Here is a 24,169-nt window from a genome sequence, read left to right on the forward strand (position 1 = left end):
AGGTAGTGTATATATCGATTTTGAATCGTTCACCATTATTTTTTAGCTAAAGATTGCCGCGTCAGTTCGGAGCAAAAAATCGTGGTGGCGATTGCCACATTGAGTGATTCTGCCTCGCCTACGCGCGGTATGGTAACCGCATGTTCCACGGCCTCCAGCAACGCAGGGCTAATTCCGTTCCCCTCATTGCCCATGATAATGAGCCCGGCTTTTCCGAAATCCGTCTTATAGATTGATTCTCCATGCAAAACAGCTCCGTACGTTGGGAGTTGGGCATCGGCAATAAAATCAACTAAGTCTGTATACGTAATCTTTATACGCGCCAAAGAGCCCATCGTCGCTTGCACTACTTTCGAATTGTAGGCATCTACCGTGCCCAGCGAGCAGATGAGCTGCCGAATTCCAAACCATTCTGCTGTTCGGATGATGGTTCCCAAATTTCCCGGATCTTGAATATCGTCCAGTAGCAGACTATGCTCGTTCCGAACGATCGTCCAATCAAACGCCTCCGCCTCCGGTAAATGAACCAATGCCAAAACCCCTTGCGGGTTGGTTAATGTAGAAATTTTATGAAATTCAGCGGCACTGACTTCAACATATTTTATTTTCTGCGGTAAATTAGGCATTTTTGCCGCAGCTTCTGCTGTGGTAAATATGCTATGGATTTGATAATTGGACGAAATAAATTCCAACACGGATTTTATTCCTTCCACAAGGAAAAGACCGTGTTGTTTGCGAAATTTTTTATGCTGCAATGACGTTACTAGACTGATTTGTGCTTTTGATAACATCGCTTAATGATTAAAAAAGATATTTTTATTGCCTTTGCAAGTATAACGCTTTTGTTGCTAATTCTAGCATCGTGTCGCTCTGCGAAGTATTTGGAGGACGACCAAGCGCTGGTAACGAAGGTGAAAATTGAGGGTGTCTCTCCAGAACTTAAAGAAGATGCATCTGCGTACATATCAACAGAAGTAAAGCCAAATTCACGTTTAAATTTGACGATTTATAACTGGTTTAATACGAAAGACGGGAGGTATAAACGAGACGGTATACGCAATGTGGGGGAGGCACCTCATGTACTCGACTCTTCGCTGGTCGAACTTTCAGCTACTCAAATTAATCGGTTTCTTCAAACACGCGGCTATTTTAACGCCATCGTAGAGCCTGTCGCTATGGTTAAAAATAAGAAAGCGATCCTGCAATTTGATGTGGCCTTAGGACAGCCTTTTCGGTATGGAAAAATAACCCACCATGTCGTAGACAGTCGAATTGATACCATCTATGCCCAGGCAGTGTTACCTTATTCGAAAGCTAAACCCGGCGAACAATTTAATAGTGGCGATCTGCTGGATGAGCGAGAGCGGTTGTATACAAAGTTGAAAGAACTTGGTTACTACGAATACTTGCGGCAATATATGCGCGTGGGGATAGATACCAATACCGTCGCTAAACAGGCAAATTTACATGTGGATATCCAAAATCCATCTGAAAACGATACGCATGTGGTCTACTATATTGACAGTGTTTCCGCAACGGTACGCCTCCCTTATGGTCAAACCAGCAACAGGAAGTCAAGGGCACTTTATCATTCCATATCCAAGATCCAATATAAAGATGAAACGGGGCGGTTTAAACTCGCTCCACTAGCCCGGTATATGTATGTCCGGTCTGGTATGCGTTACAACCTAAAAAAGGAGATCCAGGCCTATGATAGGTTGTATGAAATGAATGGCTTCCGAAACGTGAAAATAAACTACCAAAAGGTAGATTCCAACAGGCTTCACGTAGCCTATGAACTGACGCCAAGACCCGTCATGGCAAACCAAGTAGAAGGCGAATTTACCTTCAGTTCGGGTATGAGCGGTTTCAACGTTGGTAATACCTTCTCGCATCGCAACGTTTTCGGAGGCGCCGAACAGTTGGAAGTTAAAGCACGATATGGCGTGCTATTTGATCCGCGGTTGGACGGCAGTTTAGCCAGCAAAATTTTTAATAACGACTTTCAGATCGGCGTGAACCTCATCGTTCCACGCTTGATGACGCCATTTGAAAACTCTAGTAGTGGCACATATGGTTTACCCCGCACCACGTTTTCCAGCACGGTACAGCTCTTTCAACAGGATGGTACCTATTCGAACCGATATTTTACAAACACCTTAAACTACATATGGTACAGCGATGTGCATGCGCAGCATAGTTTAACGCCAATCTCTATTGAATACAGGCAGGGACGCTTAAATGATGACTTCGCGCGCCGTTTAGAAGAAGAGGGCTACCGTCTGTATATACGCAGTAACAACCGCGAATATTTTGGGCTAGGTGCGCAATATGCTTTTACCTATAACGCCAAGCGTCTTCTTCGTTTGGAAGACTTCAATTACTTTCGGCTGGGATTGGAAAGCAGTGGAAATCTACTCGGACTCGCCGCTAACCTGTTTCAATTTAACACTTCTGCTGAAGGTGAAAAACTGTTGTTCGGCGTGCCATACTTGCAGTATGCAAAGGCAGAACTTGACTACCGTTGGTATAAACACCTTTCCGGGAACAGGCAGTTTGTTCTTCGCTTCAATGGCGGTGTTGCCGTGCCTTACGGCAACAACTCCCAGCTGCTCATTTTCGAGAAGAGCTTTTACGGCGGCGGAATGAACGGCATCCGTGCCTGGCAGGCGCGCACGCTTGGCCCTGGGAACTACGATCGCAGTGGTCTTCAAAATGAGCAGCTACGCTTGAACCTTCGTAACCTCGATCAGTTAGGCGAAGTCAAGCTCGAAGCCAACGCTGAATATCGATTTCGCTTACTTAATAAATTTTTGGGGGCCAAGTTAAACGGCGCCACTTTCTTAGATGCCGGAAATATTTGGCTGCTTCGCGACAATGAATTTACGACATCCGGTGAGGGCACATTCAGGGCTGATAGGTTCTTATCGCAGATTGCACTGGGCACAGGGTTCGGTCTGCGGTTGGATATGGATTATTTTATGATCCGTCTGGATGCGGGCCTTAAGCTGAAAGATCCGCAGTTTAAAGGAAGCAACCAATGGGTGATCAAAGAGTTTTTTAACGCAGGAGAGTTCAAGAGGCAGTTTTATGAGGCACGACGGCCAGATCGGTATAACTTTATACAGTACAACTTTAGCGTAGGCCTACCTTTTTAAACAAAGCCTTTAATTCCTGCGAATATACTTTCCACAATTTTGCTGAAATCCAAGCCTTTTGCATAGTGAAAATAACCATAGATGATGGCCAAGATAACCAGCACCGTTAAGAAGCGTTTGAATAGATAGCCCACTAGCAAGAAGGCGCCGGGAATAATTAAAAGCAGTAGCCCATTAATTTTGAAGGGTTTCAATGCTTGATCCGATTTATAGATATAATACAATTTACCAACGGAGCTTTCTTGGTTTTTATGTTTAAAAAACACAAACGTGGATGACGCTAAAGGATGTTTCACGACGGCTACGCCATCATGAAACGCTAAATCTTGTTCGAAGCCGTTCAGGTTAAAAACAAACGTTCCATTAATGGTTTCCAAGGGTTGCTCTGCGCTGTCTACAGCTATGATGGCCAACTTCCCATTTTGGGTCAGGTTTTCCTTCACGATAAAGTTACCAATATGCTGTGGCTGTGCTTTTGTCAGAAGCACACAGCAAACAAAAAAAGGCATGATATAGAATGCTCGCATCACGATGTAATAGTTCTTTTTGCAATATTAGTTAAAATTTGCGTGGTTTACCGCGTGTATCCCTTACAGTAGTCAGGTTTCACGAAAGGGGAGTGCCACCCATGGTCGTACTTGGTAACAGAATCCAGGAGTTTGAGATGGCCACTTTTAGGTTTTTATGTTTGACTTTTGACTATTTCTTCCGTACATTTGCCCTGTATAAAAAGATTTTAGACTGATATGGAAAATACAGCGCCTCAAAGACCAGCAAAAAAAACAGATAATAACGCAAACCGCACGGAATATTATGTTACATTGACTGTCGCTATCGTGATTGGGTTAGTAGGAGTATTCATCAGATTTGTTCCTGACGTTCTTCCCGCTTTAGATCAATTTACGTTTATGTTTTCATTGATCGCTAACTTAGCCATGGTTGTGGCAACGGTAATCGCGTTCAAAGTTGTTTTTGGGATATTAGGATTTGGAAAGAACAGATACTAGATGCTGTTTTATAAAATAAATGAAGCTAATCGTTAGACAATGATTAGCTTTTTTTATTTACTCTACCCATGTCTGCATGAGTCGTATACGATGGATAGAAACGTTGCCTGTATACACTAAACAAGCCCAAATCGAAAGATTTGGGCTTGTTTAGTGTATACAGGGGAGACCGCTTAGCCGTTAAACAAAGACCAGGTGCTCCATGGAATTCTGGACAGGATCAAAATAAGGCCAATGATGTAGAAAATTAAAACCGTTTGGTTTGCTTTCTTCGCATCGGCGATCTTCTTGGATTTGATATAACCCACACTGATCAATACAATAGCAATGATCATAATTAAGGGGTGCTCTAGAAAATACAAACGTGATAAACTATTTTTCATGTTATCGCCTGAAAAAGACTGTATGCCCAGCGGCGATACGAAATAGATAATTAATCCGACAAGCAATTGCAGGTGAGCGGATATGAAGCCAATCAACGCAACTTTACGGTTGTAAGCCTTGTTTCCTAAATAATTTGAAAGGGTAATTACGATAGCAATCACTAAAGCCAACAACAAAACGATGGCTAGGGTCGAATGTAGATGTTTCATTCCGGTTAACATAAATTTAAAAATTTGTACATTATCTCTTCTCTAACATACAGCTTTAGCCTATTCGGCGGATGCTGTAGGGCAAATACGTAGCTGCCCCGACAAAGGTACTATTTTGCCAGTCGCTTATCACTTATTTCTTTAAATTCTGACTGCTTTTTAAACGAGGGAAAGGTTTTTTCCATACTCATTGTATAGCCTATATCAAAAAACAGGCGTATATCTTCCAATATGCCAGCAAAGTCCCAATGTTCATCCACCTGATCTGCGACAGTGTGGTAGCGGCCTTCCAGCGCTTTTTTACGATTTGCATTTGCTATGGAATCTGCTGAAATCAATTCGCTGCCGCTTCCCATAAAGAGGCCAGGGACGCCAACTTTCACGAAGTTGAAATGGTCGGAACGATAAAAGCCCCCTGAAGCAGGGTTTGCATCACCATGCACGGTACGATTGAACTTTGCAGCGGAGCGGTGCACGTAGTCTTCAATTTCGGTTTGCCCGACCCCTACGATAGATACATCTCGCGTTGCTCCCAGTGCACTGAAGGCGTCCATATTCAGATTAGCTACCGTGTTGCGCAACGGAAAAACCGGATGTTGCGCGTAGTACGCAGAGCCCAGTAAGCCCTCTTCTTCAGCTGTGACCGCTAAGAACACGATGGTTCGTTCTGGTTTTACCGACGCAGCTTGAAAAGCCTTTGCAATTTCGAAAAGGGCAGCCACGCCGGCGGCGTTGTCTATTGCGCCGTTGTAGATGGAATCGCCATCGACTGCCTCGCCAATGCCCAAATGATCCCAGTGTGCACTGTATATGATCACCTCATCAGCCCGTTTTGTACCGGGCAGTTTGGCAAGTACGTTATTAGAGCTGGATTTTCGAATGCTATTTTTTAACTGTACCGCGGTGCTAACGCCCAATGGTACGGGCTTGAAGCCTTTCTTCTTAGCACGCTCTTGTATATCTGCTGGCTGTCCTGCCAGCGCAAATAATTTGTTGGCGGTGGCAGCTTGTATCCAGCCCTCAAATGCCGTCGCTTTATCATCACTCGTGTTTTCAACTAAGCTAAGTTGTGGCCCCGACCAGCCACTTCGCACCACATTCCAGCCGTAGCTTGCTGCATCGGTATCGTGGATAAGAAGTATGCCTGTGGCACCCTGTCGGGCTGCTTCCTCATATTTGTAAGTCCAGCGTCCGTAGTAGGTCATCGTGTCTGCCTTGAATAGCGTGTTATCATACCGGCCGGGATCGCTGACCATGGCTACGACGGTCTTTCCTTTGACATCGATACCTTCATAATCGTTCCAACCAAATTCCGGTGCGACAATCCCAAAACCCACAAAAACCAGCTCAGATTCCGGAACATTAATCGCTGATTGAAGTCGACGACTACCGATTACATAATCCGATAGGTATTCGGCAGTAAAGCTGCCAGTTTCTCCTTGAAATGTCAACGATTTTTGCATAGGCACAGAAGCCGTTTCTACCATCGGTACTTTCTGAAAATAGGAGCCGTCATTCGCCGGCTCTAGCCCCAGGGCTTTAAATTGTTCCTCAATGTAATTTACCGTAAGTGTATCCCCCTTGGTAAAGGGCTTCCGCCCTTGGAAGGTATCCGATGATAGCGTTTTAACATAGTTGCTGTAGGATGCTTCCGTAATAGCCGTTAAGGCTGTACTATCAAGCTGTGTTGCGTCGTAGCTATTTCCTTGTTCATTGCAGGCGAAAAACAGGGGAAAAGCACTGCAGAGGAAAAGTATGTGGTTCTTCATATATAATGGAATCAAATGGTTTACAAGATGCTGTTCATAGATCAGGTTGATAAATTTGCTTATTTCGTGTTATGTTGTTTAAAAATCGGGAGACTACCCGGCTGTACCGGATTCTCTTGTAAAAGGAATACCTCGGCAATGGGATGAAAAAGATATACTTTATCGGTTGCCAGTTCAACACATTTATAGCGTTTTCTTAACCGTTCTTTCTTCTGGAAGATACGCCCACCCTTTATCCGAAAAACGCTGCCCTCTTGAATAGCTTCGATGGTACTCGCACCAGAATCGACAGCCTCGTCATAGCGACGAAGGATGCGATACAGGTTTAGGTCGGTACAGCTCGAGGCGGCAGGGTTCTCCATATAACGTACAATAGCTTGTTGAACATCTGTCGGAAATATGGCCAATCCTAGAAACGGCTGCATCAATTCCTTATAGCTAGATTTCCATTCCACGCCATGCGGTTTTACGCTGTGCTTGTAGCGCTGCCAAGTCTTTAAGTGCGCAAATTCATGAATGGTTGTAATCAAAAAAGCGTAGGTATTCAGGTCATGATTGATGGAAATCTTGTGCGTGTCGCCGCGGAATGGCGCTGTGTAATCACCCAACTTTGTTCGCCGACTTCGCGATATGCGGAACCTGCATCCGGTGTCGTTGATCCAGGCGGAAATAATAGGTGCCGCAGCTTCCGGCATATATTTACTAAGTTGTTTTGAAAAATCTGCCATCGCTTGCAAACTTATTATTTTTATTTGATAAACTGCAAAGTCCGCGTTTCTCATCCACACCGAATTAAGTATATTTGATAGCTTAATCCGGCACGGACTGGAGGACTGCCGATGCTTATTGGTGAAGTTTATTTAGCGATAGCATACAAAAAGGAAAGCACGGCTAACGTGTGTTGCTATTTGATATTAACACGTTGCTAAATGCCGATGGATGTATGGCTACTATCGCGAAACTCGAGCCGCAGATGCAGACGGAGAGAAGCGGTCGAAACAAGGACAAGATATGTTAAAAAGGCTATTTATTAAGAATTACGCACTTATTGAGAATCTCGATATTCAATTCGATGCAGGTTTAAATATTATCACAGGAGAAACCGGGGCCGGTAAATCAATTATTATGGGAGCGCTGGGGCTGATCTTAGGTAATCGAGCAGAAGGAAAGCACTTTTTTAATGAAGACCAGAAATGCGTTATAGAGGGTTTTTTTGCACTGGCGGCTTACGATCTGCAGGCGTTTTTCGATGATAACGATCTGGATTACGAACCGGAGACGATTATCCGAAGAGAAGTTGCTGTTGATGGGAAATCGCGTGCATTTGTGAACGATTCTCCTGTAACGTTAGCGGTGCTCAAATCGCTGGGCGAGCTGCTTATTGATATACATTCCCAACATGCCACTTTGCAGCTTAATACGGAACGCTTTCAGTTGATGGTACTTGATAGCATGGCTAAAAATCAAGAGATCTTGGCAGCCTACAGAACCGCATTAAAAGGCTATAAAGACAAGGTACAGATATTGGAGCAGCTGCAAGCCGATATCCATACGACAAATGCAGAGCTCGATTTCAATCAATTTCAGTTCGATGAGCTGCAGGAGGCGCAGCTGCAAGAGGGCGAGCAGGAGCAGTTGGAGGAGGAAATCAATCAGCTTGAAAACGCGGAGGAAATAAAGCGTGGATTGTTGGGCGCTTCTCATCTACTGGACGAGCAAGATATGTCCGTCAATCAAGCCTTGAAGGACGTGTTGCAGCATCTACAAGCCGTGCAAAGGTATTTGCCGGCGGTCACGACGTTGGCTGAACGTTTGCAAAGTGCGCAGATTGAAATCAAGGATATTGCGCAGGAGGTAGATGCTTTAGGTCAAGAGGTGCACATGGACGAAAATCGTTTAGCTACGGTCAATGATCGCCTGAGCATACTGTACAGCCTGCAGAAAAAACATAGGGTAGAGACTGTGACCGCTTTATTGCATTTGCAAAACGAATTGGAACAAAAGATATTGGCTGTGGCTAATAGGGAAGAGCGATTGGCTATAGTACAAAGCGAGGTAGATAAAAGTCTGCTGATCCTGGAACGCGAAGGCCATAAGCTCCACCAGTCGCGTGATGCGGTGCGTCAACAGGTAGAAGAATATGTGCAAGCGGTATTAAGTGAGGTGGGTATGGGCAACGCTCAGTTAAGGATAACATTAGATGTGCTTCCCGTCGATCGCTATAAGGCGAGTGGAGCAGACGAGGTGCAATTCTTGTTTTCCGCGAATAAGGGGCAAACATTACAGCCTATACATCGCGTGGCTTCCGGCGGAGAGCTGTCGCGGGTTATGCTCGCGATCAAATCGCTGGTGGCAAGTAGCTCCGCTTTGCCAACCATCATCTTTGATGAGATCGATACAGGAATCTCCGGTGAAGTTGCTTTGAAAGTGGGCCAAATCATGGAGCGACTGGCGACGAACATGCAGGTGTTGGCGATCTCGCACTTACCGCAGATCGCTTCGAAAGGTCATACGCACTTTAAAGTATATAAAATCGATGAAGCAGAAAAGACACGGACTAATATTGTTCCACTAAGTGCCGAACAGCGTGTTTTAGAGATAGCGCAAATGCTGAGTGGTACGAACCCCGGAGAGTCTGCGCTACAACATGCTAGGGAGTTGATAGGGGGATGAGTTATTTAGAAAACAAACCGTTAACGTCATTGCGAGAAGGAGGAACGACGACGAAGCAATCTGCATTTTTATTAATGTAGATTGCTTCATCGCGCTTCCTCGTAAACTCCGATATTTTTATCTCGGTCGGCCTTTGGGATTGACCCGAGTAGGTTTATATGGCTCGAACCTTAAATTATCAATGAAAGTATTAATGGACCATTATTCAATGGGCTTTTTCTTTTTTTATTGAATAAAACCGATCTAATAAGCCCTTTTTGGAATTACTTTCAAACTGAAATACTCATTTTTGTATTCATGCAAAGTTAAGTTACCGCCTCTTCCTATACTCCTAATAACTGGGTGTCCAAAATCGATGAATACCGAGCCTAAATCATCATCCCCAGCAGTTCTATTAATTGTTAGTTCCCTTGTAAAGGTCTCCTTATTTGAAATGCCGAAATTAAAACCTAGTTTTATAAAAAACTCTATGCCGACATTTAGCCCAAAATTGGTAGCAAATTCGTTGGTTACGCTTTCTTTCGTTTGAATAACTTCTTGCGAATCTGTTTCATACAGTGAAATCTTCCATAACGGAGCATTAGTTTGTATATCCCAGTTTATAATTGGAAGATTTACCACTACCTCTTGACTACCCCTGATCTCCGTTCCCCCTCTTGGTATATCATTAAGAAAATATACAATCACCGCCTGTTCTTTTCCATTAACAATTTTTTTTGTATAGTTGTTCGTAATATGGAAAAGATCGGTTGGGGTGATAGGATAATATATTTGTTGTACGCTACCCACTCCTCTTTTATTGTTTATCAACACATCAAATCTGAATTCAAATTGTCCATCTGTCCAAGCGTTCTTCTGAATAATTTGATGCAATTGGGTTGTGGTGGTTCCACTTGGTATGTCGATGGTTTGATTAGGGTACGTTGCCAAAACCGGATCGCCGGTTTGATCGCTGATCTTTGAAAGGGCAGCTCTTGATATCGTAAAAGAGACTATGGTTTCTACCATATTTAAGTTTAAACGTCCCGTTGGGTTTTCTTCGGTTAAATTATAGTAGATATGATCCCGCTGCCACTTCTCATTACTTAAGCCGAAAAGGTCAAACGCGCGAACTACGGATGGATCTATATCGATGCCATTTCTAGTTTTGTAGCTCAATTCTGAGGGTGTTGTCTTTTTATTCATTAAAAAATTATTTTTTATCTTTATTATGGATTTTTGTCATAAGTGATATAAACCTTTTGCGTAGGTTTTATGTATGAATAAGTAAAGGATAATGAAATTATAAATTAGCAAAGGAATTGAGCATTGCTGTACGGAAAACGTACTAAGGTGGTGCAAAGAGGTGGGGAGAAGATACAGTTTTTAGTAAATCTCGGGTAGACTCATAGCAGAATGAAGGTGTGTCTCCAGCCTATTGCGATTGCTATAGCCTTACTTCCCAAGCGATAAGTCGAAAGATATTGAAGGGATGGTTTATTTAAAAATAAATGTGTTTGAGCTGGAATTGCCCCATGTGGGTAGTGGGCTTTAATTATGGTTTATGCTTTTTCAGAACGTTGATCCCTCTTTAATAGAATAATTTGATGGGTAATCAATTATTTGTTACCAAAAATCCGCTGATCTCTGTTTCATAATGCTATATTCTGGTATTTGCAGATGTTATCCAAAATAACTTATTAATATTAGGAATTTTTCTTAGTTCTTAGCGTTCAGTTCATATAAAGTACGTTCACTACAACAGTCACATTATAGCTTCCCGAATTGTTACGAATAAAAAGAGCGTTCAGTTAATAAATTTGAATTCGACACATGTTATAAAGCGCCTTGTTAAATAGCTAGAGCCCGAGCAGCAGTGCAACACAATGCTCGGGTCTTTATTTTGTAAATCAGTGCCTATATTGTAAGCATCGTGTTCGAAGCGATTTATTCTACATAATCAGCATCTGTTATAGTAACTTTGATAAAAATTGTCTCTGGAACTTCGACAAAAAAATCACCTAAGATAGGGTCCTCAGCCTTAATGTCCACATATCCCACACCATATTGAAAGCTGTAAGATTGTCCAGATTGGGTACCAATAGATTTATATGTCACCTCATTATCGTCGCTGTAAGCAACAGTTACAACGCCTTGTCTTAAACGTTCGAGGGTGAGCTCGGGAACTGATAGGCGTAAAATCGCTTGATTATCTGTTCCTTGCCACTGGTCAGCAGTCCTTTGGTATACTAATGTGAAACTCGGGAAAATAGTGTCGTAATACTCCTTTGTACAACTCGTGCCTACTGCTAAAGTTGCCGTCCCCAGTAGAAAGGCCAATAGAATTTTCTTCATGATATAGTGTATAAGTTTTTAAAAATATAATTCTCTTTTTATAAAGACGTTAAAAAGTGTTAATGGTTTAAACTTATATCAAAAAATAAGCCATAAAAAAAGCTCCATCTTAAAAATGGAGCTTTTTAAATTGTTTAGAACAGGCCTTAATCCTTTTCTGTATCGTTTTTATCGTCCGGCTGTGTCACGTCAGAAGCGATAGAACTGTCTGAAGCCTCCGGATTAACCGCGTGTACAACGATTTCTTGCTTTTCTTCGCTGTAGTCAATATTGAGTTGGGAGCCATTTTTTACTTCCCCCTTCAATATCTCTTCCGCAATGGGATCTTCGAGGTACTTCTGAATCGCTCGTTTCAAAGGACGGGCGCCAAAATTGCTGTCATAGCCCTTTTCCGCAATAAAGTTTTTCGCTTTATCCGTTAAGGTAATATGGTAACCCAATCCTTCGATACGATTGAATAAAGACTTCAGTTCGATATCGATGATTTTGAAGATATTTTCTTTGCTCAATGAATTGAAGACAATAACATCATCAATACGGTTCAAAAACTCAGGAGCGAAGGCTCTCTTCAAAGCCGTTTCAATCACTCCACGTGAGTGCGAATCTGCTTGATTAGTTTTGGCTGCTGTCGTAAAACCCACGCCTTGACCAAATTCTTTCAACTGGCGTGCACCAATGTTGGATGTCATGATAATAATGGTATTGCGAAAATCTACCTTACGGCCTAAGCTGTCTGTCAATTGGCCTTCATCCAAGACTTGAAGCAACAAGTTGAATACATCTGGATGGGCCTTTTCGATCTCATCCAGCAGCACAACAGCATATGGCTTGCGGCGTACCTTCTCGGTCAATTGCCCACCTTCTTCATAACCGACGTATCCCGGAGGCGCTCCCACTAAACGTGAGACAGCAAATTTCTCCATGTACTCACTCATGTCGATCTGGATGAGCGCATCCTCAGAATCGAACATAAATCGGGCTAATTCTTTAGCCAATTCTGTCTTACCGACACCGGTTGGACCGAGGAACACGAAAGAGCCGATTGGTTTTTTAGGATCCTTCAACCCGGCACGTGTCCGTTGAATAGCCTTCACCAATTTCTGAACAGCATCGTCCTGACCAATGATTCTTCCTTTCACGGCCTCGCCCATGTTCAACAGCTTTTGGCTGTCTGATTGGCTTACACGTTGCACCGGAATACCGGTCATCATCGCAACAACCTCAGCGACATTGTCTTCGGAAACCGTATAGCGTTTGGATTTAGTTTCTGCTTCCCAAGCTGCTTTTTCCTTTTCCAATTGATCTAAAAGCTTTTTCTCGGTATCGCGTAGTTTTGCAGCCTCTTCATACTTTTGGCTACGCACCACTTTGTTCTTCTCTACCTTTACCTCCTCGATCTTTTCTTCAATATCGATGATAGACTGTGGAACGTGGATATTGTTAAGATGCACACGGGAACCCGCTTCGTCCAAAGCATCAATCGCTTTATCCGGTAGGAAACGGTCAGTCACATAGCGTGTTGTTAACGAAACACAGGCTTCGATAGCGTCAGCAGTGTATGTCACATTGTGGTGCTCTTCGTATTTATCTTTGATTCTATTTAAGATCTCAATGGTTTCCTCGTGCGATGCAGGCTCCACCACCACTTTTTGGAAACGACGGTCTAATGCCCCATCTTTCTCAATGTATTGGCGGTATTCGTCCAATGTGGTTGCTCCGATACATTGGATCTCGCCCCGAGCCAAAGCAGGCTTGAACATGTTGGATGCATCCAATGATCCAGAGGCGCCGCCGGCGCCGACGATAGTGTGAATTTCATCGATAAACAGAATAACATCTGGAGATTTTTCCAATTCATTCATCACCGCCTTCATCCGCTCTTCAAATTGTCCTCGGTATTTTGTTCCAGCAACCAATGAAGCCAAATCAAGCGTAACCACACGTTTATTAAAAAGTACGCGGGAAACTTTACGCTGCACAATGCGCAGGGCCAAGCCTTCCGCAATCGCCGATTTACCGACACCCGGCTCTCCAATAAGGATTGGGTTGTTTTTCTTACGACGTGATAAAATCTGCGACACGCGCTCGATCTCTTTTTCACGACCGACAATCGGATCCAGCTTACCTTCCTCAGCAGCTTTGGTCAAATCCCGGCCAAAGTTATCAAGTACAGGTGTTTTAGACTTGATGTCTGACACTTTCTTCGGTGCTGTAAATTGCTGATCGTCGTCGGCGAAATCATCGTCACCAGTAGGTGAGCTTGATGCCTCATCCGTAATCGTCGTTTTGTTTTGCTCTACTTCGTTTTTAAAGAGATCATACGTAATGCTGTACTGCTGCAATACCTGGGAGGCGATATTTTCCTCGTCTCGCAATATCGCTAGCAGCAAGTGTTCCGTTCCGATGATGTCGCTTTTGAAAATCTTAGCTTCTAAATAGGTTATTTTAAGAACTTTCTCCGCCTGCTTTGTAAGCGGCATATTTCCGATTGGAGCTCTAGACATCGACGAGCCTTTCACGGCATCCTCTATAGACTGCCTAATGACTGCCGTATCAACCCCAATATTTTTTAAAATTTTTATAGCAACTCCATCGCCCTCACGAATCAACCCGAGCAAAAGATGCTCTGTGCCGATGTAGTCGTGGCGAAGCCGTAGCGCTTCTTCTCGGCTGTAGGAGATTACATCCTTTACGCGTGGTGAAAATTTTGCTTCCATGTATTAAACCTTTCCTTTGTTAAATGATAGGATGATATAAATGTAAAAAATAAATTATAAATCCTATGCCGTTGTTCTTAGATTTTATCAACAATTACGCCACAGCCCGTAAACTATCAAAATGGCAGTCCTTTGGAAATAAAAATGACTATATTTGTACAAATAAGTAGCATTTTACAATTACCTATGTCTGACGAAAAGATCATTTTTTCTATGGCTGGCGTAAACAAGATTTACCCACCTCAAAAACAAGTTCTCAAAAACATATACCTATCCTTTTTCTATGGAGCTAAAATAGGGGTCATTGGTTTAAATGGCTCCGGTAAATCGTCTGTGCTCAAAATCATCGCAGGCCTTGATAAATCATACCAAGGTGAGGTGGTCTTTTCACCGGGCTATTCGGTAGGTTACCTAGCACAAGAGCCACAGCTTGATTTAGAGAAGACTGTGCGCGAAATTGTGGAAGAAGGCGTTGCAGAAACGACGGCGATATTGAAGGAGTACGAGGAGATCAATGAAAAGTTCGGTCTTCCGGAAGTTTACGAAAATGCCGACGAAATGGATAAACTACTTGCTAGGCAAGGCGAGTTGCAGGATAAGATAGATGCCACAAATGCGTGGGAGCTCGATAGTAAATTGGAGCGTGCCATGGATGCTTTGCGCTGTCCAGAACCTGATGCGGTTATTGCCAATTTGTCAGGAGGAGAGCGTCGACGCGTGGCACTTTGTCGCTTATTGCTTCAGGAACCCGATGTTTTACTACTCGATGAACCGACCAACCACTTGGATGCCGAGTCTATCGATTGGCTAGAACAGCATTTGCAGCAATATAAAGGTACAGTCATTGCCGTAACGCACGACCGTTACTTCTTGGATAATGTGGCTGGTTGGATTTTGGAGTTGGATCGTGGGGAAGGAATTCCTTGGAAAGGAAACTATTCTTCTTGGCTTGATCAAAAAGCGAAGCGCTTGGCGCAAGAAGAGAAGCAAGAAACCAAGCGCCAAAAGACCTTGGAGAGAGAGCTGGAATGGGTGCGTATGGCACCGAAAGCGAGGCATGCTAAATCCAAGGCACGCTTGCACAACTATGAAAAATTGGCCTCCGAGGAAACCAAGGAGCGTGAAGATAAATTGGAGCTCTTCATTCCTCCCGGACCTCGTCTTGGGAATGTGGTCATCGAAGCAACCGACATTTCGAAAGCTTACGGCGACAGAATTCTGTTCGAAAATTTAAGCTTTTCGTTGCCGCCAGCCGGAATCGTCGGGATTATCGGTCCCAATGGTGCAGGGAAAACAACGCTGTTTCGTTTAATAACTGGGCAAGAGGCACCTGACGCCGGAACGTTTCGGGTGGGTGAGACTGTCGCGCTGGGCTATGTGGATCAAAATCACGATGATCTTGATCCGGAGAAATCGGTTTGGGAAAATATTACAGATGGTAACGACAATATCCTATTGGGTAACCGCCCTATAAATTCTAGAGCGTACGTTTCAAAATTCAACTTTAACGGAGCCGATCAACAAAAAAAGGTCGGTATATTATCCGGTGGGGAACGAAATCGTGTGCATCTGGCGATCACGCTCAAAAAGTCGTCCAATGTATTGCTGCTAGATGAGCCTACCAACGATATTGACGTGAATACCCTCCGCGCTTTGGAAGAGGGGTTAGACAGTTTTGGAGGTTGTGCGGTGGTCATTTCCCACGACCGTTGGTTTCTGGACAGGATTTGCACCCATATTTTGGCTTTTGAAGGCGATTCGCAGGTTTACTTTTTTGAAGGGAACTATAGCGAATATGAAGAAAATAGAAAGAAGCGTTTAGGCGATACCGCACCGAAGCGCATAAAATATAAAAAGCTGGTAAAATAAAAATGGTTGACTCCGCAAAGCTTTTATCCGCTATCATCGACAATGCCATCGATGGTATTATCACTATTGATAGTCGTGGGCTAGTGGAGTCGATCAATCCGGCAGCATCTGCGCTATTCGGTTACGAACCAGAAGAAGTGATTGGCAATAATATCGCGATGCTTATGCCCGAGCCCGATCGAAGCAAGCACGATGGGTACATTACCAATTATCAGCATACCGGTGTCAAAAAGATCATTGGCATTGGTCGGGAAGTGATGGGGCGAAAGAAAGATGGTACGACCTTTCCATTTCGATTGGCTGTCAGCGAAGTCTATTACCAGAATAAGAACATTTTTACGGGGTTTATCCATGACTTGACCAAAGAGCGTTCAGCAGAAGACGAATTGCGGGAGCATGCTAATAAGCTGGAGGCGAAGGTTAGCGAGCGAACCAAAGATTTGATCAAGTTAGTCTCCGAATTGGAGAAGGCGAAATCAGACGTAAGCCTATCCTTGGAGAAGGAAAAGGAACTTAACCAAATGAAATCACGTTTTGTGTCGATGGCCTCACACGAGTTTCGTACGCCGTTGAGCGCTGTGCAACTTTCCGCTTCGTTGATCGAAAAGTACGTGGAACGCCCGGATTATCAGAACGTGATCAAACACACGCATCGCATTCGTGGTGCCGTGCAGCTGCTCAACAACATTCTCAACGATTTCCTTTCCCTGGAGAAATTGGAGGCAGGGAAGGTTGTTGCCAATAAAGCGGATATCAATCTGGTAGAACTTTCCGAGGAAATCACAGAAGAAATGCAGATGATCTGCAAAAAAAATCAACATATTGTATATCAACATACCGGTGATGTCGGCATCTTCTATTTGGACAGCCACTTGATAAAGAGTAGCATTATAAATTTAATTTCCAATGCGATAAAATATTCGGGCGAAGATACGTTCATTGAATTTTCTACTGAAATAAAGGACGATATCTGCGAGATTTGTATTCGCGATAACGGCATCGGTATACCCACTGAAGATCAAAAAAGTCTTTTTGAACCGTTTTTCCGTGCTCAAAATATTGGGAATATCCCGGGGACGGGTCTTGGACTTAATATTGTTAAAAGGTATGTTCAGCTTATGGATGGTGTGATGGAATATACCTCGGCCATAAATGAAGGTGCTGTATTTAAAATGACGTTCCAGCAATAGTAGGACCATAATGGCAAAAAGAATACTGATTATTGAAGATAATTTCGAAATTCGAGAAGGTACGGCCGAAGTGCTGTCGCTCACTGGCGACTACGAAATATTGACCGCGCCGGATGGGAAAGTTGGTGTCGATCTGGCAATAAAAAATAAGCCGGATCTTATTCTGTGTGATATCATGATGCCTGAATTGGATGGCTACGGTGTGCTGTATATGTTGAGTAAGAATGAATTGACGGCCGGCATTCCCTTTATTTTTATGACCGCTAAATCCGAACGTGCTGATTTGCGCAAGGCAATGGAGATGGGCGCAGACGATTACTTGACTAAGCCTTTTGATGATATTGAGCTCTTGAATGCTATTGAAAGTCGCTTTAAAAAACGCGAAAAGTTGACCGGAACGGCTGCGCACCGCGCACATCTTCATCTTAATGAAGATGAACAGCAGTACCTCTTACACGATCTGGTAAAAGATGCCCGAGTCAAGATTTTTAAGAAAAAGCAGTCAATCTATGAAGCCGGTGATTCCCCGGTTTTCGTTTACTACCTGCTGAAAGGGAAAGTGCGAAGTTTCCTGTTTTACCAAGATGGAAGAGAGCTTTCTACGGACATCCATATACATGACACATTTTTCGGTTATGAGGCGGTCTTACTAAATGAAAAATATAGTGATAATGCTGCTACACTCGAAGATTCGGAGATTGCGCTGATCCCAAAAGAGCGCTTTTTCGAGTTGATGTATAATAAGCCTTCTATTGCCAGCAAGTTTATTAAGTTGCTATCCGGCAACATCCGGGAGAAAGAAGAGCAAATGTTGGGCTTCGCATACGATACAGTACGCAAGCGTGTGGCAAATGCTTTGGTGAATGTTGCTGAAAAAACGACATCCTCGCCTGCGCAAGATGAAGTTTTGATCCGTATATCACGTGACGATTTGGCGGCGTTGGCCGGTACAGCTAATGAAACCATCAGCCGTATGTTAGCGGATTTTAAAGAAGAACGCCTAATAACGAAGGAAGGAAATGCGATTCGAATTTTTTCTATTGCAAAGTTAAGAAACGTAAAGTTTTAACGCGTTAAGCCTTATCCTTTAACGGATCTGCAAGCAGCTATAACGCACAATGCGGCCTTATGGAATATGAACATCCACAAGGCCGCATTCTTTTTGTGTGACCAGTATCATTTTCTTATTTGATGCAACACATGCTGTGCTACGTCATCCGAGGGTACTTTTGTGCGTATACTTTACAGAAAAGACCTCATGAAAGCTGTTGCTTATAATATAAAAGATTTTGAAAAGGAGCTGCTTGCCCGTGCCAATGGGAAAGTTCATGATTTGACATTAATTTCCAATGCGCTGAATTATAATACGCTGCATTACGCATCTGGGAAGGAGGTCGTTATTGTATCCGCGGATGACAGGCTGAATGCCGATATCTTGGATCAATTGAAGGAGGTCGGTATACAAAAGATTGTTACCCGTTCCTTAAACACCGATCATATTGATTTGTACCGCGCTGCTGATTTAAATATACAAGTGGCAAATACACCGTATCCCGATCGAACGGCAAAAGGAATTGCGGAGCAAACCATTCGAAATCTGAATTTATGGGATAGTGGCCGGTGTGTTGGCACGGCGTGCTGCTGTGTTAAAGATTGTTCTATTACACCCTTCAATACCCCTTCAGATGAGAACCATACTAGATAAATTAACCGATAAATACAATGTGTCGGCCCCAAGGTACACCAGCTATCCTACCGTACCCTTTTGGGATCAGCATCAGTTTCAGGTTGACGAGTGGGTAGCACGTTTACAAGCGACTTACCAAAGTTCGAAGACTGCAGGTATTAGTCTTTACGTGCATTTGCCATTCTGCGAAAGCTTGTGCACCTATTGCGGATGCAATACACGCATTACCAAGAATCATGCGGTAGAGATTCCCTACATCGCCTATCTCCTGAAAGAATGGGAAATGTATAGGCAGGTGTTGGGTGAAAATATCCGGATCAGTGAAATTCACTTCGGGGGAGGAACGCCAACTTTTTTTCAAGCCACGAATTTGAAATCATTAGTTTCCGCATTGCTAGATGGTGCTCAGGTGGCCGATGACGCCGTTTTTTCCTTTGAAGCGCATCCGGCTAACACATCAAACGAACATCTTCAAACACTGTATGACCTTGGTTTTACGCGTCTGAGTTTGGGTATACAAGATTTTGATCCGGAAGTGCAATACGTGATCAACAGGCATCAATCTATTGAGGAGGTTGCAGCAGTTGTGCATGCCGCACGGCAAATAGGCTATCGCTCAATCAATTTCGATTTAATTTACGGATTGCCACGCCAAAGCAAAGTGAAAGTTGAAGAAACCATCCGACAATCCTTAGCGCTAAAGCCCGATCGTATCTCCTTTTATAGCTATGCACATGTTCCTTGGTTGAAGCCGGGGCAGCGGCGGTTTACGGAATTTGATTTGCCGGCGGGAAAGCAAAAGTTAGCATTGTATGGTGTAGGGAAGGCGATGATCGAACAAGCGGGTTATCGAGATGTCGGAATGGATCATTTTGCTCTACCATCGGATGCATTGTTTAAGGCAGCAGAAGAGGGACGTTTACATCGGAATTTCATGGGATATGCCGACCGCTATACGCCGCTATTGTTGGGATTGGGCGTATCGTCTATCAGCGACGCTTGGAATAGTTTTGCCCAGAATGTAAAAACAGTAGAGGAATATTATCAGCTGCTGGATCAAGGGCGCTTGCCCGTTAGTAAAGGCCATCTTTTGGATCAGGAGGATTGTCGTGTCCGGCAGTATATTTTAGACATGATGTGCCGATCCAATGTGCAGCTTGATCCGGGAACCGCGTTGTCTGCTCTTTTGCTGGCACGTTTGAAACCGTTGGAACAGGACGGACTAGTTGAGATAAAAGGATCTATGGTGCAGGCCACGACTTTGGGAGGCTCTTTCTTAAGAAATATCTGTATGGCTTTCGATCAACGCCTGCACCGCGCACAAAGTACCGAGAAGGTTTTTAGTCAAGCCATATAATAAGTCAACATCAGCAATATTCCAGAAATTACATAAGCAAAGCCATGGCCGTCTTTAAGGATGTAGAGAAAAAATCAGCCTGCTACCACTGCGGTGATGGCATCGCGATAGAAGGAGGGTTGTATCAGCTTGATGATCATTCGTTCTGCTGTTTAGGCTGTCAAACTGTTTATCAGGTGCTGACAGCAAGGGATATGCATAGTTACTACCGCTACAATAGCCATCCTGGGAAGTCGCAGAAAAATGCCCCGACAGATATGTCGTATCTGGATGAATCGGACATTGTGCAGAAGCTGGTAGATTACCAAGATGAGGACCGGACGATTATTACCCTATACATCCCGGCAATTCATTGCAGCTCTTGTATCTGGCTACTTGAGCATCTTTATAAACTTAATGCGGCAGTATTGGCTTCGCAGGTAGATTTTATGAAGAAACAGGCGAGTATTACCTTTAAGCCCGATAACCTTTCTTTGCGCGGTTTGGTGGATCTCCTCACACAGATTGGCTACGAGCCCAAGATCACGCTGCAAGATGTGGTGAAGGAAGGTAACCGTGCGCATACTCATCCATTAGTAGCCAAGATAGCTGTTGCAGGATTTTGCTTCGGAAATTCGATGATGCTGAGTTTCCCGGAGTATTTTGGCATGGATGCCTTCGAAAAAAATTACGCTAGTTTTTTTGGCTATATGAATTTGGGTTTTGCTATACCTACACTGCTATACAGCGCTTCGGATTATTTTTATTCGGCGTGGCAAAGTATTCGACAACGGCAGCTCAATTTGGACGTGCCACTTGCACTAGGTATCTTCGTTATTTTTTTACGTACAGCCGTGGAGGTTATAGGCCAGACAGGTCCGGGCTTTGCCGATACCTTATGCAGTTTGGTGTTTTTTATCTTGATCGGAAAGTGGGTACAGCAACGTACATATCACTATATCTCTTTCGAACGCGACTACCGTTCATACTTTCCTGTTGCTGTAACGGTGGTGGATGAGCATATGGATCGTCCGGTACAACTGGCCAGTCTTCAGGTCGGGGATAGGATCCGCGTGCGAAACAATGAAATTATTCCAGCTGATGCCATTCTGTTGCAAGGCCGCGCGGCGGTGGATTTTAGTTTCGTAACAGGCGAATCGAAAGTCATTCCGAAATCGTTGGGAGAGATCGTGTACGCCGGAGGCCGCCAAACAGGCGAAGCCATTGAATTAGAAGTGGTCAAGCCGGTTTCCCAAAGCTACTTAACTAAGCTGTGGAATAACGAAAGTTTCAAGCACTATGAGAAGAAGTTTGACACTTTTATCGGTTTTATAAGCAAATATTTTACGATGGGCTTACTAGCGATAGCCATCATGGCAACGCTATTTTGGCTGATGGAAAACAATGCGTCTCGCGCTTGGGAAGCATGTACCGCGGTATTAATTATCGCTTGCCCCTGTGCACTGGCGTTAAGCTCGCCTTTCACCTTGTCGGCGGCACTTTCCATTTTGGATAGCAATAAAATGTATGTAAAAAACACTGCAGTCGTAGAGCAGATGGCCGCAATAGATTGTGTGGTTTTTGATAAAACCGGTACGATCTCCTCGCCGAAATCATCCACCATGCTTTTTGAAGGAATCCTAAGTTTACATGATCGGAAGTTGCTTTATTCGGTGTGTCGCCATTCGAGCCATCCGTTGAGCCGGGAAATTGTGCACTGGCTCGCCGAAGATCGGCCATTAGAGCTAACGAGTTTTGATGAACAGGTGGGTAGAGGTATCCATGCGACGGTCGGAGGCCAGGAGGTTAAGGTAGGATCTGGCGAGTTCGTATCTATCGGGCCGAGGCAGATGGAGGGTACCGCCGTCTACGTAGCGATTGATAATCATGTATGCGGTTTTTTTACGCTGGAGCAATCTTGGCGGGAAGGCTTGTCCAATGTGGTTCATGCCTTAGAAGATAAGTATACGCTACACCTGCTTTCTGGCGATAATGAACGACGTGCAGATGCGCTGCGGGCTATTTTTCCTAAATCGTCAAAATTGATATTTAATCAGCAGCCCGCCGATAAGCTGCGACATATAGAAGACTGGCAGGAGCAAGGCCTACAGGTATGTATGCTGGGCGATGGCTTGAATGATGCTGGAGCCTTGAAAAAAGCCGATCTGGGGATAGCGGTTTCTGACGATATCAATAATTTTTCGCCAAGTTGTGATGCCATCTTGGATGGGATTTCCTTTGGAAAGTTACCGTTGCTTTTTGCATTTGCTAAAGACGCGGTAAAAGTTATACATATGAGCTTTGCCATTTCTTTAGCGTATAACATGATCGGTTTAAGTTTTGCTGTGCAGGGGACGATGTCGCCCTTGTTTGCCGCGGTCTTAATGCCCATCAGCACGGTGACGATTATTTCTTTCACCAGTTTAGCCACACGTTGGTTTGCCCGACGCAATGGTTTGACATAACAAGACGTTTGTCTTAGACCGATAAAGGTAGTATAGCGATGAATATTATATTTTTTTTGATAGGCTGCAGTATATTGATTGCATTAATTTTCTTAGGGGCTTTCTTTTGGGCTACTCGATCTGGTCAGCACGACGATACCTATACGCCGTCGGTACGTATTTTGTTTGAAAATGAAATCGTAGAGGAGAAGGAGGGGAGAGATGAACGCGGAAATGCGGAATGATGGTTGGTTCTGACGGAAAAAATAAAATGCCTTATTTATCATAAAGCACCTCTTTTTTCTACGTCTAGTTGAGGACTAGCCTCTTTTGTTGTTTTTAGACCTGATGTCTGTTTTCTCGGAGCTCTGCTCAACGAATCCCCAATTTGTCATGTAATACATGTATGGGTTTTTCTCTAATTTGGTAGTTTTTAACTTTTCTTTTTTAATCATTAATGACCTTTCTTTATTTGTTTAATATAGGTAATATAACAAAAAGTATTCCAAATTGCAAGTAAAGCATGTCCGGCGTCCTTTGTATTGGTCGATACATTCCTATACTATCTCGCACACGTATACAGCATCGGTTTGCGCGTTATTGATCCTACAAGGCCTGTCGATCTTCATATGATCTTTGGATAGCGTGCATTATTGGGGGGCAGCTAGGCAAAACAAATAATTGGATTCCCCGAGTAAAGATTTTCTAAAGGGCTAGATGCAATTTTTTTTACAAGCTTTTCTTTGCTCAAGACCGATGAACACGCGATGAATAGCCCAACAGCATTTCCTTTTGGTATCAAGCTCTTCCGATCAGGTGGCGCCAAATGGCGGGTGAACAGGAGCGCCTGATAAAAATATTCCACAGATCCCCAGTGTCTTGCGGTGTTTTGGCAAGAAATAAGCGGGGAATGTTTGCGGGGATCGTGCCAAAGTTCTATCTTTGCACCACTCCGCAAGGGAGGGACAATTGAAAAGCGAACACGTGGAGATGGAAAAGCCTGTATACAAGGGGTCTTTCGCCGGTTTTTGCCCTTTGGGGGCAGCGAAAAAAAAGTTCAACTTTATTTTGCGGATCCGGAAAAATCTTCTACCTTTGCAGTCCCAACGAAACGGAGGGAAACAAAAAAAGATAGTTCGGGCAGCGATGCCACGATATATAGGATGCCAAAGCGCGACGCGGCGGCGATAACAGTTCTTTAAGAGATATGATCATGTAGCGTAACGAGTAGTCGGAAGATGAAAGTTATACAATAACAAACAAATCAACCTGTCAGTTCGGAACGTAAGATACAACAAAAACGATTCTGATTATTTATTGATAAATAGTCGGGAGTCGAACAATTCATTTTTACAATGGAGAGTTTGATCCTGGCTCAGGATGAACGCTAGC

Annotated in this window: 18 protein-coding genes; 10 read left to right on the plus strand and 8 right to left on the minus strand. The window is 43.7% G+C overall.

The window, feature by feature from the left end; genetic code table 11:
- Positions 1-35: 35 nt before the first annotated feature.
- Entirely contained in the window at positions 36-791 is a 756-nt protein-coding gene (locus B0I21_RS05910; RefSeq protein WP_133639529.1) for a TrmH family RNA methyltransferase, read from the minus strand.
- 6 nt (positions 792-797) lie between these two features.
- On the opposite strand from B0I21_RS05910, the gene tamL reads away from it, so the two are divergent.
- Complete coding sequence (tamL, locus tag B0I21_RS05915) at positions 798-3,158, plus strand: translocation and assembly module lipoprotein TamL (RefSeq protein WP_133639530.1); 2,361 nt, start codon at positions 798-800, stop codon at positions 3,156-3,158.
- On the opposite strand, the gene B0I21_RS05920 is transcribed toward tamL, so the two are convergent.
- Entirely contained in the window at positions 3,155-3,667 is a 513-nt protein-coding gene (locus tag B0I21_RS05920; RefSeq protein WP_208292266.1) for a hypothetical protein, read from the minus strand. The genes tamL and B0I21_RS05920 overlap by 4 nt on opposite strands.
- 237 nt (positions 3,668-3,904) lie before the next feature.
- Between B0I21_RS05920 and B0I21_RS05925 the strand changes: the two genes are divergently transcribed.
- Positions 3,905-4,165 carry a hypothetical protein gene (locus B0I21_RS05925; RefSeq protein ID WP_133639532.1) on the plus strand — a complete coding sequence of 87 codons (261 nt, stop codon included), beginning with the start codon at positions 3,905-3,907 and terminating at the stop codon, positions 4,163-4,165.
- A gap of 173 nt (positions 4,166-4,338) precedes the next feature.
- On the opposite strand, the gene B0I21_RS05930 is transcribed toward B0I21_RS05925, so the two are convergent.
- The 3 genes from B0I21_RS05930 to B0I21_RS05940 form a co-directional block, all read right to left on the minus strand.
- Positions 4,339-4,758: a hypothetical protein gene (locus B0I21_RS05930; RefSeq protein WP_133639533.1), complete on the minus strand. Its 420-nt coding sequence runs from the start codon at positions 4,756-4,758 to the stop codon at positions 4,339-4,341.
- A 110-nt stretch (positions 4,759-4,868) separates the two neighbouring features.
- Entirely contained in the window at positions 4,869-6,527 is a 1,659-nt protein-coding gene (locus B0I21_RS05935) for a M28 family metallopeptidase (RefSeq protein WP_133639534.1), read from the minus strand.
- 59 nt (positions 6,528-6,586) lie between these two features.
- Entirely contained in the window at positions 6,587-7,255 is a 669-nt protein-coding gene (locus B0I21_RS05940; RefSeq protein ID WP_133639535.1) for a SprT-like domain-containing protein, read from the minus strand.
- A 211-nt stretch (positions 7,256-7,466) separates the two neighbouring features.
- On the opposite strand from B0I21_RS05940, the gene recN reads away from it, so the two are divergent.
- Entirely contained in the window at positions 7,467-9,200 is a 1,734-nt protein-coding gene (recN, locus tag B0I21_RS05945; protein ID WP_317130169.1) for a DNA repair protein RecN, read from the plus strand.
- A gap of 243 nt (positions 9,201-9,443) precedes the next feature.
- On the opposite strand, the gene B0I21_RS05950 is transcribed toward recN, so the two are convergent.
- The 3 genes from B0I21_RS05950 to B0I21_RS05960 form a co-directional block, all read right to left on the minus strand.
- Positions 9,444-10,385 (minus strand): hypothetical protein, encoded by a 942-nt coding sequence (locus tag B0I21_RS05950; RefSeq protein WP_133639536.1) that lies wholly within the window; start codon positions 10,383-10,385, stop codon positions 9,444-9,446.
- Between the two features lie 741 nt (positions 10,386-11,126).
- Positions 11,127-11,534 carry a hypothetical protein gene (locus B0I21_RS05955; RefSeq protein ID WP_133639537.1) on the minus strand — a complete coding sequence of 136 codons (408 nt, stop codon included), beginning with the start codon at positions 11,532-11,534 and terminating at the stop codon, positions 11,127-11,129.
- A gap of 146 nt (positions 11,535-11,680) precedes the next feature.
- Positions 11,681-14,251, minus strand: coding sequence for an ATP-dependent Clp protease ATP-binding subunit (locus tag B0I21_RS05960; protein WP_133639538.1), 2,571 nt, complete (start codon positions 14,249-14,251; stop codon positions 11,681-11,683).
- Between the two features lie 186 nt (positions 14,252-14,437).
- Between B0I21_RS05960 and ettA the strand changes: the two genes are divergently transcribed.
- The 7 genes from ettA to ccoS all read left to right on the plus strand — a co-directional run bounded on the left by ettA (position 14,438) and on the right by ccoS (position 23,022).
- A complete protein-coding gene (gene ettA / locus B0I21_RS05965) occupies positions 14,438-16,120 on the plus strand; it encodes an energy-dependent translational throttle protein EttA (RefSeq protein WP_133639539.1) in 1,683 nt (560 codons plus the stop codon).
- Positions 16,121-16,122: 2 nt separating this feature from the next.
- The gene (locus B0I21_RS05970; RefSeq protein WP_133639540.1) at positions 16,123-17,310 is read left to right on the plus strand and encodes a PAS domain-containing sensor histidine kinase; all 1,188 of its coding nucleotides are present in this window, start codon (positions 16,123-16,125) and stop codon (positions 17,308-17,310) included.
- Between the two features lie 10 nt (positions 17,311-17,320).
- Positions 17,321-18,379, plus strand: a complete 1,059-nt coding sequence (locus tag B0I21_RS05975) for a response regulator (protein WP_394346343.1) — start codon at positions 17,321-17,323, stop codon at positions 18,377-18,379.
- 189 nt (positions 18,380-18,568) lie between these two features.
- Entirely contained in the window at positions 18,569-19,015 is a 447-nt protein-coding gene (locus B0I21_RS05980) for a Rossmann-fold NAD(P)-binding domain-containing protein (RefSeq protein WP_133639542.1), read from the plus strand.
- Positions 18,996-20,354: an oxygen-independent coproporphyrinogen III oxidase gene (gene hemN / locus B0I21_RS05985; protein WP_133639543.1), complete on the plus strand. Its 1,359-nt coding sequence runs from the start codon at positions 18,996-18,998 to the stop codon at positions 20,352-20,354. The genes B0I21_RS05980 and hemN overlap by 20 nt, the downstream gene beginning before the upstream one ends.
- A 44-nt stretch (positions 20,355-20,398) precedes the next feature.
- Positions 20,399-22,798, plus strand: coding sequence for a heavy metal translocating P-type ATPase (locus tag B0I21_RS05990; protein ID WP_133639544.1), 2,400 nt, complete (start codon positions 20,399-20,401; stop codon positions 22,796-22,798).
- A gap of 38 nt (positions 22,799-22,836) precedes the next feature.
- Entirely contained in the window at positions 22,837-23,022 is a 186-nt protein-coding gene (gene ccoS, locus B0I21_RS05995) for a cbb3-type cytochrome oxidase assembly protein CcoS (RefSeq protein ID WP_133639545.1), read from the plus strand.
- Positions 23,023-24,169: the final 1,147 nt, after the last annotated feature.

The sequence above is a fragment of the Sphingobacterium paludis genome (genome assembly GCF_004364125.1).
In the GTDB taxonomy this organism is placed as follows: Bacteria; Bacteroidota; Bacteroidia; order Sphingobacteriales; family Sphingobacteriaceae; genus Sphingobacterium; species Sphingobacterium paludis.